Annotated in this window: 12 protein-coding genes; 4 read left to right on the top strand and 8 right to left on the bottom strand. The window is 70.7% G+C overall.

Annotated elements, in window-relative coordinates; translation table 11 throughout:
- Window positions 1-10 precede the first annotated feature (10 nt).
- From IG99_RS50440 to IG99_RS23905, 6 genes are all read right to left on the bottom strand, one after another.
- Complete coding sequence (locus tag IG99_RS50440; RefSeq protein WP_078947863.1) at window positions 11-190, bottom strand: hypothetical protein; 180 nt, start codon at window positions 188-190, stop codon at window positions 11-13.
- 128 nt (window positions 191-318) lie between these two features.
- The gene (locus tag IG99_RS23885; RefSeq protein WP_037676929.1) at window positions 319-1,257 is read right to left on the bottom strand and encodes an alpha/beta fold hydrolase; all 939 of its coding nucleotides are present in this window, start codon (window positions 1,255-1,257) and stop codon (window positions 319-321) included.
- Window positions 1,254-1,742, bottom strand: a complete 489-nt coding sequence (locus IG99_RS23890; protein WP_037676930.1) for a phage holin family protein — start codon at window positions 1,740-1,742, stop codon at window positions 1,254-1,256. The genes IG99_RS23885 and IG99_RS23890 overlap by 4 nt, the downstream gene beginning before the upstream one ends.
- Before the next feature lie 113 nt (window positions 1,743-1,855).
- Complete coding sequence (gene nhaA / locus IG99_RS23895) at window positions 1,856-3,316, bottom strand: Na+/H+ antiporter NhaA (protein WP_037676931.1); 1,461 nt, start codon at window positions 3,314-3,316, stop codon at window positions 1,856-1,858.
- Between the two features lie 185 nt (window positions 3,317-3,501).
- Window positions 3,502-5,463, bottom strand: a complete 1,962-nt coding sequence (gene acs / locus IG99_RS23900; protein WP_037676932.1) for an acetate--CoA ligase — start codon at window positions 5,461-5,463, stop codon at window positions 3,502-3,504.
- A 294-nt stretch (window positions 5,464-5,757) separates the two neighbouring features.
- On the bottom strand, window positions 5,758-8,250 hold the full coding sequence (locus tag IG99_RS23905; RefSeq protein WP_037676933.1) for a SulP family inorganic anion transporter: 2,493 nt from the start codon (window positions 8,248-8,250) through the stop codon (window positions 5,758-5,760).
- Between the two features lie 331 nt (window positions 8,251-8,581).
- Here IG99_RS23905 and IG99_RS23910 point away from each other — a divergent pair, with 331 nt between their 5' ends.
- The gene (locus IG99_RS23910) at window positions 8,582-9,859 is read left to right on the top strand and encodes a polysaccharide deacetylase family protein (protein ID WP_037676934.1); all 1,278 of its coding nucleotides are present in this window, start codon (window positions 8,582-8,584) and stop codon (window positions 9,857-9,859) included.
- 136 nt (window positions 9,860-9,995) lie between these two features.
- On the opposite strand, the gene IG99_RS23915 is transcribed toward IG99_RS23910, so the two are convergent.
- Entirely contained in the window at window positions 9,996-10,976 is a 981-nt protein-coding gene (locus IG99_RS23915) for an ATP-binding protein (protein WP_037676935.1), read from the bottom strand.
- A gap of 100 nt (window positions 10,977-11,076) precedes the next feature.
- Here IG99_RS23915 and IG99_RS23920 point away from each other — a divergent pair, with 100 nt between their 5' ends.
- Window positions 11,077-11,901, top strand: coding sequence for a Fic family protein (locus tag IG99_RS23920; RefSeq protein WP_037676936.1), 825 nt, complete (start codon window positions 11,077-11,079; stop codon window positions 11,899-11,901).
- A gap of 386 nt (window positions 11,902-12,287) precedes the next feature.
- Here the strand turns inward: IG99_RS23920 and IG99_RS23925 are convergent, their stop codons facing one another.
- Window positions 12,288-13,121, bottom strand: a complete 834-nt coding sequence (locus IG99_RS23925; RefSeq protein WP_037676937.1) for an HAD family hydrolase — start codon at window positions 13,119-13,121, stop codon at window positions 12,288-12,290.
- Window positions 13,122-13,691: 570 nt separating this feature from the next.
- Here IG99_RS23925 and ssd point away from each other — a divergent pair.
- The gene (ssd, locus tag IG99_RS23930) at window positions 13,692-14,804 is read left to right on the top strand and encodes a septum site-determining protein Ssd (protein WP_037676938.1); all 1,113 of its coding nucleotides are present in this window, start codon (window positions 13,692-13,694) and stop codon (window positions 14,802-14,804) included.
- Window positions 14,801-16,162, top strand: a 1,362-nt coding sequence (locus IG99_RS23935) for a TadA family conjugal transfer-associated ATPase (protein WP_234311936.1), incomplete at its 3' end; no start/stop codon positions are given. The genes ssd and IG99_RS23935, both read left to right, overlap by 4 nt.

The following is a 16,162-nucleotide window of genomic DNA, read 5'->3' on the forward strand; positions in this document are numbered from 1 at the left end:
GTGCTGGGCGTCAGCCTCGAGGGTGACGCAGACGGACCGAGACCCAGCGGGCCCGGCGGCGCAGGATACGTGGGATGCCCACCCTGAGATCCGTGCCCTCTTGCGGGGCACCGCCTCGCTGGTGGGAGCTCAGGCCAGAGGCCGAGCGGCGAGTGCGTGCTACGTCACTGTAGTCGTGCGTCCAGCCCATACCCGGACGTCTGCCCCTGCCCCAAGGTCGATAACCGCCTTCGCGCCCCCCAATTGGCCTATGCGCCAGGCAATTGGCTGTTCGTAGGACAGGTGTTCAGGTGGTGGATACCAGCCGCACCGATTCGGTCACCGATCGGGTTCGGGATCCTTCAGCCAATTGATCAGTTCGGTGGAGAAAGCGACCGGATCCTCCTCGTGCGGGAAGTGTCCGAGCCCGTCGAACAACCGCCAGCGGTACGGCGCTTCGACGTACTCCCCGGAACCGGCCGCGCTGCGCGTGCGCATCACGGGATCGAGAGAGCCGTGCAGATGAAGCGTCGGCACCCGAACCGGCCGCTTCATGCGCCGGTTGAACTGGATACCGTCGGGCCGCGCCAGCGAGCGGACCAGCCAGCGGTACGGCTCGACCGAGCAGTGCGCCGTCGAAGGGATGCAGATCGCGCGCTGGTACGTCTCCACCGCCTCGTCGTCCGGCAGGCGCGGCCCGGACCACTCCCGGATCAGCCGGCCCACCAGCGCGCCGTCGTCGGCGGTGAGCTGCCGCTCCGGGATCCAGGGCCGCTGAAACCCCCAGACGTAGGAGCCCGCGCGCGTCTGCTTGACGTCCGCGAGCATCGCCGAGCGCCAGCGCCGGGGGTGCGGCATCGAGGCGACCGCGAGCCGCCGTACGAGCTTGGGGCGCATCGCGGCCGCCGTCCACGCCAGGTATCCGCCCAGGTCGTGGCCGACCAGCGCGGCGTCCGGCTCGCCGAGGGAGCGGATCACGCCGGTGACGTCGAGGGCGAGATTGGCGGGGTCGTAGCCGCGCGGGGTGCGGTCGCTGCCGCCGACACCCCGCAGGTCCATGGCTACAGCCCGGAAGCCCGCGTCGGCGAGCGCCACGAGTTGGTGCCGCCAGGCCCACCAGAACTGCGGGAAGCCGTGCAGGAGCAGCACCAGTGGCCCGTCGCCCACCTCGGCGATGTGGAACCGGGCGCCGTTCGCGGCGACCTCCCGGTGCGTCCAGGGGCCGTCCGGGCGTACGACAGAAGCGGGTTGCGCCGATGGAGTGGCGGGGTCCGTCATGACGATGAGCGTGCCACAGCCTCGATGGCCTCCGGCACGCGGTCCCGCGGAAGCTCGGGACGCGGGTGCGGCTTGGCGTTCTGCAGGACGCCCGCCGACTCCTTCATCGACGCTGCGACCTTCTGCGGACCCTGGCTCTTCTTGGCCTTCTTCGCGAACACCACACCGATCAGGGCGAGCAGGCCCGCGAGGAGGACGTTGGCGGCGAAGGACAGCAGGAAGCAGACGGCGAGGTTCCAACCGCTCCAGGTCCGGATGCCGTACGCCAGGGCGAAGTTCAGCATCGGCAGGGAGAAGATCAGGACCGCGCCGGCCAGCGTGAAGGCGCCGCCGCTCGTCGCGCCGCGTTTGACGTCCTGCTTGAGCTGCGCCTTCGCCAGCGCGATCTCGTCGTGCACCAGCGCCGACAATTCGGTCGTCGCCGACGCGAACAGCTGGCCGATGCTGCGTTCGGCGCCGACCGGGCTGCCGTCGGGTGCGCTCATCGCGGTCTCTCCCTCTTTCGTCTTCCGTCTGACCTGTGCCTGATCCATGCCTGTCCGACTTCTGCCCGACCGGCCTGTTTGAACGGTCCTGTCGTTTGTACCGTCCCGTCAGATCATGCCGGACCGTCGTTGTCCTCGCCTGCCCCGCCCGGTACTTCGGCAAGCCCGTGGCGTGTCGCGCCCTCACGGCCCGCGGGCCCGGCGGCCTTCTCCGCGGCGATACGGCGGTGTTCGGCGGCCTTGCGCTCGTAGATGTCGGCCATCCGCAGGTGGTAGGCCGGGTCGTCCTGTTCGTAGATGTCCGGGATGCCGTCGAGGTCCTCGTCGCGCTCCTCGGCCTCGTACAGCCGGCGGTACTTGGCGTTGCGCAGCTTCAGCAGGACCGTCGCCACGGTCGCCGCGATGACGGATCCGACGAGGACGGACGCCTTGACCTCGTCGGTCAGCGCCGCGTCGCCCACGAAGGCGAGTTCGCCGATGAGCAGCGAGACGGTGAAGCCGATACCGGCCAGGGAGGCGACCGCGAACACGTCCGCCCAGGCCAGGTCGTCGCTCAGCGAGGCCCGGGTGAAGCGGGCGGTCAGCCAGGTTCCGCCGAAGATGCCGATCGTCTTGCCGACGACCAGCCCCAGGACGACGCCCAGCGTCTCCGGCCGGGTGAACACGTCGCCGAGCGCGCCGGCCGAGACCGTGACACCGGCGCTGAACAGTGCGAACAGCGGCACCGCGAGGCCCGCGGAGAGGGGGCGCACCAGGTGCTCGATGCGCTCGCCGGGGGAGCGTTCCTCGCCCTCGCGGGTCGTGCAGCGCAGCATCAGCCCCATGGCGACGCCCGCGATCGTCGCGTGGATGCCGCTGTTGTACATCAGCCCCCAGATGACCAGGCCGAGCGGGACGTACACGTACCAGCCGCGTACGCCGGTGCGCAGCAGCAGCCAGAAGACGGCGAGGCCGAAGGCCGCGCCGGCCAGCGCGGCGAAGTTCAGCCGGTCGGTGAAGAAGACGGCGATGATCAGGATCGCGAACAGGTCGTCTACGACGGCGAGGGTGAGCAGGAAGGCGCGCAGGGCGCTCGGCAGCGACGTCCCGATGACCGCGAGCACGGCGAGAGCGAAGGCGATGTCGGTGGCGGTCGGTACGGCCCAGCCGTCGGTGGAACCGCCATCGGTGAGGTTGGTGAGGGTGTAGACGAGTGCCGGTACGGCCATCCCGCACAGGGCGGCCACCACCGGCAGCACGGCGGCTTTGGGGTCGCGCAGGTCACCGGCGACCAGTTCACGCTTGAGTTCGATGCCGGCGACGAAGAAGAACACGGCGAGAAGGCCGTCGGCGGCCCAGTGCGCGATCGACAGGTCCAGGCCGAGGGCCTCGGGGCCGAGGTGGTAGTGGCCGACGGTCTCGTAGCTGTCGTGCAGCGCCGGTACGTTCGCCCAGACCAGCGCCGCGATCGCGGCGAGGAGCAGCAGCACACCGCCGACCGTCTCCGTGCGCAGCGCGTCGGCGACGTAGGTCCGCTCCGGCAGGGACAGACGTCCGAGAACCTTGCGGGGAGTCGGGGTGCGGGGCGCGGCCACGGGAGAGACCTCCGGTCGGTGGGCAGGACGGAACACATGCCGACCAGACTTCCCGGCGCACCTGTTTGTTTAGTTTACCTAACGTGTGCGGGTTCCAGGAGCGGGGGAGGAATCCGGTGATCCCTACGTTAGGCGCGAAACGGACACCCGGCGCACTGGTCACCGGGTGCCCCTTCCGTCGTATCTCAGTCCTCGCTCGGCGCCGCCGGCAGCTTCGCCTGAATGAGGTCCATGACTGTTGAGTCGGTCAGCGTGGTGACGTCTCCGAGCTGACGGTTCTCGGCGACGTCCCGCAGCAGACGGCGCATGATCTTGCCGGAGCGGGTCTTGGGCAGCTCCGCGACCGGCAGGACCCGCTTGGGCTTGGCGATCGGGCCGAGGGTGGTGCCGACGTGGTCCCGCAGCTGGGCGACGAGCTGTTCGTCGTCGGCGTTCGCGGTGCCGCGCAGGATCACGAACGCGACGATCGCCTGGCCGGTGGTCTCGTCCGCCGCGCCGACCACGGCGGCCTCGGCGACCGACGGGTGGGAGACCAGCGCCGACTCGACCTCGGTGGTGGAGATGTTGTGGCCCGACACGAGCATCACGTCGTCGACGCGCCCGAGGAGCCAGATGTCGCCGTCGTCGTCCTTCTTCGCGCCGTCGCCGGCGAAGTACTTGCCCTCGAAACGCGACCAGTAGGTGTCGAGGAAGCGCTGGTCGTCGCCCCAGATGGTGCGCAGCATCGACGGCCACGGCTCGGTCAGGACCAGGTAGCCACCGCCGCCGTCGGGCACCTCGTTGGCCTCGTCGTCGACGACGGTCGCCGCGATGCCGGGCAGCGGTGTCTGCGCGGAACCGGGCTTGGTCGCGGTCACACCCGGCAGCGGCGAGATCATCATCGCGCCGGTCTCGGTCTGCCACCAGGTGTCGACGATCGGGGTCCGGTCCGCGCCGATGTTCTTGCGGTACCAGATCCAGGCCTCGGGGTTGATGGGCTCGCCCACCGAGCCGAGGACGCGCAGGGAGGACAGGTCGAACTTCGCGGGGATGTCGTCGCCCCACTTCATGAACGTGCGGATCGCGGTGGGCGCCGTGTACAGGATCGTCACCCCGTACTTCTGCACGATCTCCCAGAACCGGCCCTGGTGCGGGGTGTCCGGGGTGCCCTCGTACATCACCTGGGTCGCGCCGTTGGCCAGCGGCCCGTACACGATGTAGGAGTGCCCGGTGACCCAGCCGACGTCGGCCGTGCACCAGTAGACGTCCGTCTCGGGCTTGAGGTCGAAGACGGCGTGGTGGGTGTAGGCGGTCTGCGTGAGGTAGCCGCCGGAGGTGTGCAGGATGCCCTTGGGCTTACCCGTCGTACCTGACGTGTAGAGGATGAACAGCGGGTGCTCGGCCTCGAACGCCTCCGGGGTGTGCTCGGCCGACTGCCGGTCGACGAGCTCGTGCCACCAGACGTCCCGGGAGTCGTTCCAGGCGACCTCCTGGCCGGTGCGCCGGACCACGAGGACATGCTCGACGTTGCCGGCGCGGTCGGCCGCCTCGTCGACCGCGGGCTTGAGCGCGCCCGGCTTGCCACGCCGCCAGCCACCGTCGGCGGTGATGACGACCTTGGCGTCGGCATCCTGGATACGGGTGGCGAGCGCGTCCGCCGAGAAGCCGCCGAAGACCACCGAGTGCGCGGCGCCGATACGGGCACAGGCCAGCATCGCGATCGCGGTCTCCGGGATCATCGGCATGTAGACGGCGACCCGGTCGCCCTTTTGAACTCCCAGCTCCAGCAGGGCGTTCGCGGCCTTGGAGACCTCGTCCTTGAGCTCGGCGTAGGTGATGGCGCGGCCGTCACCGGGCTCGCCCTCGAAGTGGATGGCGACCCGGCCGCCGTGCCCGGCCTCGACATGCCGGTCCACGCAGTTGTACGCCACGTTCAGCGTGCCGTCCTTGAACCACTTGGCGAACGGCGGGTTCGACCAGTCCAGCGTCTCGCTCGGCTCCTCGGCCCAGGTCAGCCGACGGGCCTGCTCGGCCCAGAAGCCGAGCCTGTCAGCCTTGGCCTGTTCGTACGCCTCCGCCGTGACATTGGCGTTCGCGGCCAGCTCGGCGGGGGGCGCGAACCTGCGCTCTTCCTTGAGCAGGTTGGAGAGGGAAGGATTCTCGCTCACTGTTCCCTCTCCTTCCTCAGCAGGTTGGCCAGGCTTTCGTTGCTCACGACATCTCCCTCTCGAAGGGTGTCCGTTGTGTCCCAGGCCACAGCTCATCAGACCCGGGGGCCCGCTGACAAGGGCCAATGGGAAATTGGTTTAGACCTTTGGGTCGGGGTTCGGCTCATCCCTTCCCACGGGCGGCGGCGCCCCACAGTTCATCAGCTGTAACGCCGCTCACATCCCGGCCCGGACACAGGTGAAGCGCCACTCACGAGCCCGTCGAGGAGAGGGGCAGGGCCGTGGTGGTCGGCCTCAGGCGGACAGGTCGGTTTCCGACTCCCGCACGTGGTCGAACACCGCCTCCCCGTCCACCTCGGTGAGCAGATACGCCTGCGCCTCGCCCACGTGGAAGTACATCCCCTGCAACTCCAGCGCCCCGGCGTCCAGCGCGTCGCCCACCGCCTCGTGCGCTCTGAGGTGCTCCAGCTGCTGGACCACGTTGGTCAGGCACAGCTGCTCGACCGCGTCGGCGGGTTTCCGCCCGGCCAGGCGGGCCCGCGGCCGGATGTCGTCGGCCACGCGCTCCAGGCTGGGCGAGCCGTGCCGCAGCCACCGCTTGAGGGGGGTCCGGGCGCCGCCCGGCTCGGAGTTGAGCAGCGCCTGCATGGCCCCGCACCCGGAGTGCCCGCACACCGTGATGGACCGTACCCGCAGGACGTCCACCGCGTACTCGATCGCCGCCGCCACCGAGTCGTCTCCGCTCTCCTCTCCGGGCAGCGGCACCAGGTTGCCCACGTTGCGCACCACGAACAGGTCGCCGGGGCCACTGGAGGTGATCATCGAGGTGACCAGGCGTGAGTCGGCGCAGGTGAGGAAGAGCTGGGCCGGCTGCTGCCCCTCCCGGGCCAGCCGGGCCAACTCGCCTCGCACGAGCGGTGCGGTGTTGCGCTGGAAGGTGCTGATACCGCGGAGGAGTTGATGACCGCTGTCGCGGTTCGTCGAGTCCGCCGGGGCTGTCGAGTCGGCCGGGACCTTCCGGATGCTCGGGTCGGTCGGGTGGGCGTTGGGGTGGCCGTTCGTCGCGGTGTCCGACGGCCCGTACGGTTGGCCGGCTTCGTCGGCCACCGGTGCGGACGGTGGGCGCTCGCACTGGTGGTTGCGCCAGGGGGTCCAGGGTCGGCAACGGCACTCGGCGGAGGACGCCGGTCCGGTGGCGCCGTCCTCGGCGTGCAGGTCGGCGAGGGCTCCCGGCTCGGCGATTCTGATTCCGGCGCGGCGACCGGTCAGTTCCACGGAGCCCCCTTGCGCGGTGTGCGTGTGCTGCCAGTCGTGCAGGGACTCGTATGCCGCGTGGTCCATGAAGGATCCGTCCAACTCCACGACGGCACAGGCGCCCTGGGGCACGAGATGCAGGGCCCGGCTGAGCCGGGGCACCGCGAGGAACGTCAGCTGTCCTCGCACGTGGACGTAGTGGACCCCTTCCTTCTCGTCGTGTGTGATCCGGGTGTGGGCGAGGCGGTTGAGGGCGACGGCGACGGCGGCGGCGATGCCCAGCGCCACGCCCTCCAGGACGCCCAGGAGGACGACCCCGAGTGTGGTGATGGCGTACACCAGCACCTCGCGGTGGCGGGTCACCGTGCGGATGTGGTGCAGGGACACCATCTGGATGCCGACGGCCATCACCAGGGCGGCGAGCGAGGCGAGCGGGATGAGCTCGAGGAGCGGGACCATCAGCAGTGCGGCGGCTACTACGAGAACGCCGTGCATCATCGTGGAGTTCCGGCTCACGGCACCGGATCTCACATTCGCCGAACTGCGCACGGCCACCCCTGCGACGGGCAGTCCGCCGAGCGCGCCGGAGACGACGTTGGCCGCGCCCTGTCCGAGCAGTTCGCGGTCGAGGTCGGAGCGTCCGACCCGGCCCGGCAGCCCCGGCCGCCGGGCGACCAGCTTGTCCACGGCGACCGCGCCGAGCAGCGACTGCACGCTGCACACCAGGGTGGTGGTGAGCACGGCGGCGACGAGGCCGGCCACCGGGCCCTCGGGAAGGCCGGCCAGCGCATGGCTGCTCCACGATGGCAGATCGACCTTGGGCAGGGTCAGTCCGGCGACCGCGGCGGTCACGGTCGCGGCGGTCACCGCGACGAGCGGGGTGGGCACCATGCGCAGGAGCCGTCCGGCCCGGCCCGGGATCCTGGGCCAGAGCAGCAACAGGGCCAGGGTGAGCGCGCTCATGGTCACGGCCGCCGGGTGCACTGCGGCCAACTGGGCGGGCAGCGCCCAGAGGTTGGCGAGCACGGAGCTCTGCGGACTGCCGCCGAGGACGATGTGCAGTTGTGCGACGGCGATGGTGACGCCGATGCCGGCGAGCATGCCGTGCACGATGGCGGGGCTGACGGCGAGTGCGGTGCGGGCCACGCGCAGGCAGCCGAGGCCCAGTTGGGCCAGTCCGGCGAGGACGGTGATGGCGCAGGTCGTACGCCATCCGTAGCGGTGGATGAGATCGGCGGTGACCACCGTGAGGCCGGCGGCCGGGCCGCTGACCTGGAGGGGGCAGCCGCCGAGCCGTCCGGCGACGATTCCGCCGACGGCCGCGGCGACGAGGCCCGCCTGGAGGGGAGCGCCGGTGGCGAGGGCGATGCCGAGGGACAGCGGCAGGGCGATCAGGAAGACCGCGATCGACGCCGACACGTCGGCGCCCGCCACGCTGAAACGGCGGCGCCGGGTCGGAGTGGGGCCGGAGGGCGGGCCGACGCCTCCGGTGTGCGTCGAGTCGGTCGGTCGGGTGGGGGCGCAGGCTGACATGTTCCCGTCTCCTCCGGGCAGCGCGGTCGCGGAACTAGTGGTCCCCGCTCGACGGCGGGGCGGGTCGCGGCCGTGGATCACGGCGTGCAGCGGCGGGATGATTCAACGCTCGGTAAATGAATAGTAATTCAGAGTAAAGGCCAAGCATGGACTTTACGGGCAAATGGGGTAATCAATCACCCTGATGAGTGAACTGAGTATTTGATCGGCTTGTCTTACTAATTCCTTCTCGGCCTCATGCGACCTTGGCGGCGCTGTCGGCTCACCCCGGCACATCAACGGAGAACGCCCTCGCCGGCGTCGGCCTGAGAGAAGGAAGTAGGTGGCGGGCATGGCCGCCAACCAGAGAATCGCCGCGGGCGCCCTGGCCGTGGCCGTCGCCGTGTCGCTCGCCGGTTGCGCGACGGGGACCAGTGGTCCGCGCGACACCGACGAGGGAGCGCTCGGCCCCGGCAAGGCGAAGCAGGCGCCCGCGCCCCGGAGCATGGTCCGTCTCATCGGCGACGGCTCCACCGCGTACACCGGCGCCCAGCCCCACCTGCTCAGGCCCGAGCGCCTCAAGGCCGGTCAGAAGCCCCCGCAGTTCGTGGTGTTCTCGTGGGACGGCGCGGGAGAGGACAGCCAGAAGCTGTTCTCCCACTTCCGCAAGGTGGCCCGGAACAATCACGCCACCATGACGTACTTCCTCAGCGGCGTGTACATGCTCCCGGAGGAGAAGCGCGACCTCTACAAGCCGCCGCAGCACTCACCGGGCCGTTCCGACATCGGCTTCAACGACGAGCAGGGCATCGCCGACACGGTGAAGCAGCTGCGCCTGGCGTGGCTGGAGGGCAACGAGATCGGCACCCACTTCAACGGCCATTTCTGCGGCACCGGCGGTGGCGTGGGGGAGTGGTCCGTCGACGAGTGGAAGGAGGAGATCGACCAGGCCAAGCAGTTCGTGAAGTCCTGGAAGACCAACACCGGGATGACGAACGCGGCCCCGTTGCCCTTCGACTACGACAAGGAGCTCGTCGGCGCCCGCACGCCGTGCCTGGAGGGACAGAAAAACTTCATGAAGGCCGCCCGCGACCTGGGCTTCCGCTACGACACCAGCGGAGTGAACGACCAGGTCTGGCCGGAGAAGAAGAACGGCCTGTGGGACCTGTCCATGCAGCTCGTGCCCTTCCCCGGTCACTCCTACGAGCAGCTCACCATGGACTACAACTTCATGGTCAACCAGTCCGGCACCACCACGCAGGGCGACCCCGGCAAGCGCGAGTTCTGGGGCGACCAGATGCGTGACGGGCTGTTGCTGGGCTTCCGGCGGGCCTACGACGGCAACCGTGCGCCGCTGATCATCGGAAACCACTTCGAGTCCTGGAACGGCGGCACCTACATGCGCGCCGTCGAGGAGGTCGTCGAGGACGTCTGCACCCGGCCCGAGGTGCGCTGTGTGTCCTTCCGTCAGCTCGCCGACTGGCTGGACGCCCAGGACCCGCGGACGCTCGCGAAGCTGCGCGCGCTGGACGTCGGCGAGGCCCCGAAGCAGGGCTGGGCGGCCTTCCTGTCGGGCCGCCCAGCCCCCGCCCCGAAGGGCGCGCCGGGAGCGCCGGCGGTCTGGCGGTAGCGGCCGGGCCGTAGTGACCTGGCGATCGCGGCCGAGCAGTAGCGGCCGGGCGGTACGGCCGAACCGGTGTCGGGCAGCAGCGGTCGGCGCCCGGATCCGGCGGTGGCCGTCGGACCCGGCGTCCGGCCGGGAGCCGTCAGGCGGATGCGGTGACGCTCTCGCCGAGCACGTACCCGGGGTCGATCTGCGTGGCCAGGTCGGTCCCGGTGCGCTCGTTGCCCCAGGACAGGGCGTTCTTCAGGTGGAAGTGCACCATCTGGCGCGTGTAGCGCTCGGGGTCTCGCAGCTCGTACGTCGCGTCGACGGTCGTCCGCAGCAGGCTCAGGGCGCGGCGGTTGGCGTCCTCCAGGAGCTCGAACCGGGGCGGCCGGCCCTTCTCCATGGCGCGCACCCAGTCCGAGTGCCCGACCGTCACGAGCAGGTCGTCCCCGACTTCGGCGCGGAGGAAGTCGAGGTCGTCCTGGCCCTGCACCTTGTTGCCGACGACCTTCAGCACGACGCCGAAGTCGCGGGCGTACTCCTTGTACTGGCGGTAGACGGAGATCCCCTTGCGGGTCGGCTCGGCGACGAGGAACGTGATGTCGAAGCGGGTGAACATGCCGGAGGCGAAGGAGTCCGAGCCCGCCGTCATGTCGACCACGACGTACTCGTCACGGCCGTCCACCAGGTGGTTCAGGCACAACTCCACCGCTCCCGTCTTGGAGTGGTAGCAGGAGACCCCCAGGTCGGCGTCCGTGAAGGGGCCCGTGACCATCAAACGGACGGCGCCGTCGTCGAGTTCCACCGGCCGGGCGCAGGCGTCGTAGACCGGATTGTCCTCACACACCCGCAGCAGCCGCGAGCCCTCGCCCGGAGGCGTCGTTTTGATCATCGTCTCGGCGGAGGCGATACGGGGGTTGGAGCCGCGCAGATAGTCCTTGATCAGCGCCAGCCGTTCGCCCATCGCGGGCAGTGCGGCGGCCTCCGCCTCGTCGAGGCCCAGCGCGGGGCCCAGGTGCTGGTTGATGTCGGCGTCGACGGCGACGACCGGGGCGCCCGAGGCCGCGAGATGGCGGATGAACAGGGAGGACAGGGTGGTCTTGCCGCTGCCGCCCTTCCCGACGAAAGCAATTTTCATGTTCACCAAGCGTAGCGGTGAGATAGCTGTATGTGGCAGGCGTGGTGAAGAAGACCACTCCATCGTGGGGTTCGCCCCCGGGGTGCGTAATGTCGTACTCATGAGTACGACAGGTGCGCCCGCCGATCCTCTCGCCGCTCTGGGCACGCTGCCCGGCGTATCCGAGTCCGTGGAGTCCGTACGCAAGGCCGTGGACCGGGTCTACGGGCACCGGATCATGCGGCGCCGCAGCACCGCGGTCACCTCCGAGGCGGCCCTGCGCGGCGCGCGCGGCTCCGCGGCGCTCTCCGGCGCCGACTGGGCTCTGGAGGAGGTGCGTCGGCGCACCGACTTCGGCGCCGACGACGAGGCGCGCGTGGTGGGCGCGGCCCTGCGGCTGTCGGCCGAGGCCGGCCAGCTGCTGTCCATCTGGCGGCAGTCCCCCCTGCGGGTGCTGGCCCGGCTGCACCTGGTGGCCGCCGCGGCCAAGGACGACGAGGTGGGGCGGCCGCGTCAGGCCGGCGAACGTGTCGACGAGCCGCTGATCGAGCTGCCGCTGCCGAGCGCCGCCGACGTCTCCGGGCGCCTGGAGGGGCTGTCCGAGCTGGTCATCGCGGGCAGTTCCGCGCCCGCCCTGGTCACGGCCGCCGTCGTCCACGGCGAACTCCTCGCGCTGCGCCCCTTCGCCTCTCACAACGGACTGATCGCCCGCACCGCCGAGCGCATCGTCCTGATCGGCAGCGGCCTCGATCCGAAGTCGATCTGTCCGGCGGAGGTGGGGCACGCCGAACTGGGGCGCGCGGCCTATCTGGCGGCGCTCGACGGGTACGTCTCCGGCACGCCGGAGGGGATGGCGGCCTGGATCACCCACTGCGGCAGGGCCGTCGAGTTGGGCGCGCGCGAGTCCACGGCGGTGTGCGAGGCGCTTCAGCGCGGGGCGGCGTAAACGCGAGAAGCCCCCTATGGGGGCTTCACAAGGGTTGCGGCGGTACGAGGATTCGTACCGCCGCTGGCATGTTCACCGGGTTACCAAGCGTCCTCGAGATATTGCCCATCAGGTCGGGAACTTCGCCCGTCACCTGGTGCGGCTGGCCCGTAATCGACGGGTCGACGTCGCGTGGGTGCCCAGTGTTCATGCTCGGTCCGTGGGGCCATATGCGTTATTGAAGGTGATCCTCTCGGATGTCCTTGGTCTCGCGGGCCGTTGAGTCCTTTGTACTCCAGGACCCCGACAACCGGAAGCCCTGACTGCACTTCTTTACTTTTACTCTCAAACACGAGGTAAACGGGCGTTAATGCGGCAGTTCATGCACGGGCCGATGAAGGTACAGGTCAGGTCACCGTCGCGCGGCGGCGACTGGCGTACCAGACCAGGCCCGCGGTGGCCGCCGCGGCTCCTATGGCGGCGGCCGCGACGAGCGTCGGACGGGGCGGTACGGAGAACGAGGGGATCCGCTTCTTGAGGCGCACCGGCCGGTGGAAGTCGAGGATCGGCCACCCGCGCGCGAGGGCCTCGCGTCGCAGCGCGCGGTCCGGGTTGACGGCGTGCGGGTTCCCGACGGCCCGCAGCATCGGCAGATCCGTCGCCGAGTCGCTGTAGGCGTAGCAGCGGGTGAGGTCGTACCCCTCGGACGCGGCCAGTCCCTCTATCGCCTCGGCCTTGGTCGGGCCGTACGCGTAGTACTCCACCTCTCCGGTGAAACAGCCGTCGTCACCCACGACCATCCGGGTGGCCACCACGCGGTCCGCGCCGAGCAGCTCGCCGATCGGCTCGACCACCTCGGCACCCGACGTGGACACGATCACGACGTCGCGTCCGGCGGCGTGGTGCTCCTCGATGAGGGACGCCGCCTCGTCGTAGATGATCGGGTCGATCAGGTCGTGCAGGGTCTCGGCGACAAGATCCTTCACCTGCTGGACGTTCCATCCGCGGCACAGCGTGGACAGGTACTCGCGCATCCGCTCCATCTGGTCGTGGTCGAGTCCGCCCACGAGGAAGACGAACTGGGCGTAGGCGGTGCGCAAGGCCGCCCTGCGGTTGATCAGACCGCCTTGGTAGAAGGACTTGCTGAAGGTGAGCGTGCTCGACTTCGCAATGACCGTCTTGTCCAGGTCAAAGAAGGCCGCTGTGCGGGGCAAGGAGTGGTTTTCCACGCCCTTGAGCATAGGTGCAGCCCATTCGGCGTAAGGTGGGCGCGTGGGTTTGCCTGAGAGGCCTCTCGGGTACACCATGGAAGTCACGGATCGTTCGCGACCGTGCTAACCCGGCCCGACTCCTCCCCCCCCGAGTCGGCCGTGGAGACGACCCCCGCTCTCCCCCCCGGCGGGGGTCGTCGCATGTCCGGGTGGGTTTTCCTCTGCTTTTCGCGGCCGCGGTGCCGTGTCGGGGCGGCTACGGCCGCCCCTTCCGCATGTTCACCAGCCATCACGGTGCGTAGCGGCCGGGCTGCTCTGTGGAAGACGTACACGGGATGGTGCAGCGGTCACCGGTTTGGGTGACGGCGATATTCACAGGCTCCGAGTTGTCCACAGTTATCGACCAAGATCCACACGATTTCCGAGATCGCTGCACCGTGATTCCAACGCGTCCCGTTCGCGGCGAGTTCATGGCCGCGTTCGGTTTGTCGGACGCGTATGGCCGGATTCTGTCGGCCGTGCAAAGGAGGCCGTCGCGGGTTCTCCACATGTCGGGAATCGCGGGGCCGCAGGGGCCTGCGCGAGATGCAGCGAAGGGGGATGGAAACCGTGGCCGGAATCGTCACACACGAGCCGCCGCCCGCCACCGGGGGGCGCCAGGGCAGGCCGTTGATCGTCACCGAGGACGCCGATCTTCTCGACGATCTGCTGCGCCTGTGCGCAGCGGCCGGCGCCACACCCGAAGTGCACCACGGGGTGCCGGAACGCCGGGGCAGCTGGGAGACCGCGCCGCTCGTCCTGGTCGGCGATGACGCCGCGCCCCGCGTGCGCGGAGCGGCGCGCCGACGCGGCGTGGTCCTGGTCGGGCGCGACCAGGACGACTCCGGGGTGTGGCGGCGGGCCGTCGAGATCGGCGCCGACCACGTCCTGGTGCTCCCCGACGGCGAACAGTGGCTCGTCGACCGGATCGCCGACGTCGCCGAGGGAGTCGGCCGACCCGCGCTCACCGTCGGCGTCATCGGCGGCCGCGGCGGCGCGGGAGCGTCCACGCTGGCGTGCGCCCTCGCCGTCACCTCCGCGCGGGAGGGGTTGCGCACCCTGCTCGTGGACGCCGATCCGCTGGGCGGCGGACTCGATGTACTCCTCGGCGGCGAGACCGCCGAAGGCCTTCGCTGGCCCGCCTTCGCCGCCTCGCGTGGGCGGGTCGGCGGCGGAGCCCTGGAGGAGTCGCTGCCCAAGCTCCATGCCCTGCGGGTGCTCAGCTGGGACCGGGGCGACTGCGTCGCCATCCCGCCCCAGGCCGTGCGCGCGGTGCTCGCCGCGGCCCGGCGCCGGGGCGGCACGGTCGTCGTCGACCTGCCCCGCCGTGTCGACGACGGAGTCGCCGAGGCCCTCGCCCAACTCGACCTCGGCATCCTGGTCGTCCCGGCGGAACTGCGCGCGGTCGCCGCGGCGGGCCGGGTGGCCTCGGCCGTCGGGATGGTGCTGCGCGATCTCCGTGTGGCGGTACGGGGGCCCTACGCACCCGGACTCGACGACCGTGAGGTGGCCCGGCTGCTCGGACTCCCGCTGGCCGGCGAGGTACCCGTCGAATCAGGACTCCTGCGCCCCAACGAGGGCAAGTCCCCGCCGGGCGCGACCACGCGGGGCCCCCTGGCCCGCTTCTGCAAGGAGTTCTGGGAGCGGACGCTGGTCGAGGCGGGCGGCGCATGAGCACGGTGGCGGGAGGCGTCGCGGGTGGGCGGGCGCCGGAGGGGGCAGGGGCGTTTTCCGGTGCGGCGGCCGGGAGTCGTACGGCGGCGTATCAGGGTGCGGGGGCGGGCGGCCCTGTGGGTGCGCGGCCCGGCGTGGAAGCGGCGGACGCCGGGGGGCTGCTGGACGGTGTGCGGCAGTGGCTGGCCGAGAGCGGGGCGGAGCCGACGCCCGCGCGGGTGGCGCAGGCGCTCCGGGAACAGGGGCGGGTCCTCGGCGACGCGGAAGTCCTCGGGGCGGCCGAGCGGTTGCGCTCGGAACTGGTCGGCAGCGGTCCGCTGGAGCCATTGCTCACCGATCCGTCGGTGACCGACGTGCTGGTGTCGGCCCCCGACCGGGTCTGGGTGGACCGGGGCGGCGGCCTGGAGCTGACCGGCGTGTCCTTCCCGGACCCGGCAGCCGTACGACGTCTCGCGCAGCGTCTGGCCGCGGTGGCCGGACGGCGCCTGGACGACGCCAGACCCTGGGTCGACGCCCGCCTCCCCGACGGGACCCGGCTGCACGCGGTACTGCCCCCGGTCGCCGTCGGCTGCACCTGCCTGTCCCTGCGGGTCGTACGGCCCCGCGCGTTCACGCTCCACGAACTGGTGACCGCGGGCACTGTGCCGCCCGGCGGGGACCGTCTCCTGCGGGCCCTGGTGAGGGCGCGGTTGTCGTTCCTGGTGAGCGGCGGCACGGGCAGCGGCAAGACGACCCTGTTGAGTGCGTTGCTCGGCTCGGTCGGGGCGGGCGAGCGGATCGTGCTGGCGGAGGACTCGGCGGAGCTGCGGCCGGACCATCCGCACGTCGTCCGGCTGGAGACGAGACCCGCAAACCAGGAGGGCGCGGGCCTCGTCACGCTCGAGGACCTGGTCCGGCAGGCGCTGCGCATGCGGCCGGACCGGCTCGTCGTCGGCGAGGTCCGCGGACCTGAGGTGGTCTCTTTGCTGGCCGCCCTGAACACCGGTCACGAAGGCGGCTGCGGGACGGTCCACGCCAACGCGGCAGCGGACGTTCCGGCTCGCCTGGAGGCGCTCGGTACGGCGGCGGGTCTCGACCGGGTCGCTCTGCACAGCCAGTTGGCGGCGGCGCTGTCGGTCGTCCTCCACCTCGTGCGTGACCGGGCCGGACGGCGGCGGATCGCCGAGGTGCACGTACTGGAGCGCGACCCGTCGGGGCTGGTACGGACCGTGCCGGCGCTGCGGTGGGGTGCGGAGGCGTTCGCCCAGGAGCGCGGGTGGCAGCGGCTGCGGGGGCTGCTCGGGGTCGAAGGCGGCGCAGGGAGCGACGGAGCGATGGGGGTGCGGGGAGGGGCCGGAGGAGCCGGAGGGGCCGGGGGA

This window comes from Streptomyces griseus subsp. griseus, assembly GCF_000720255.1.
Classification (GTDB): domain Bacteria; phylum Actinomycetota; class Actinomycetes; order Streptomycetales; family Streptomycetaceae; genus Streptomyces; species Streptomyces griseus_I.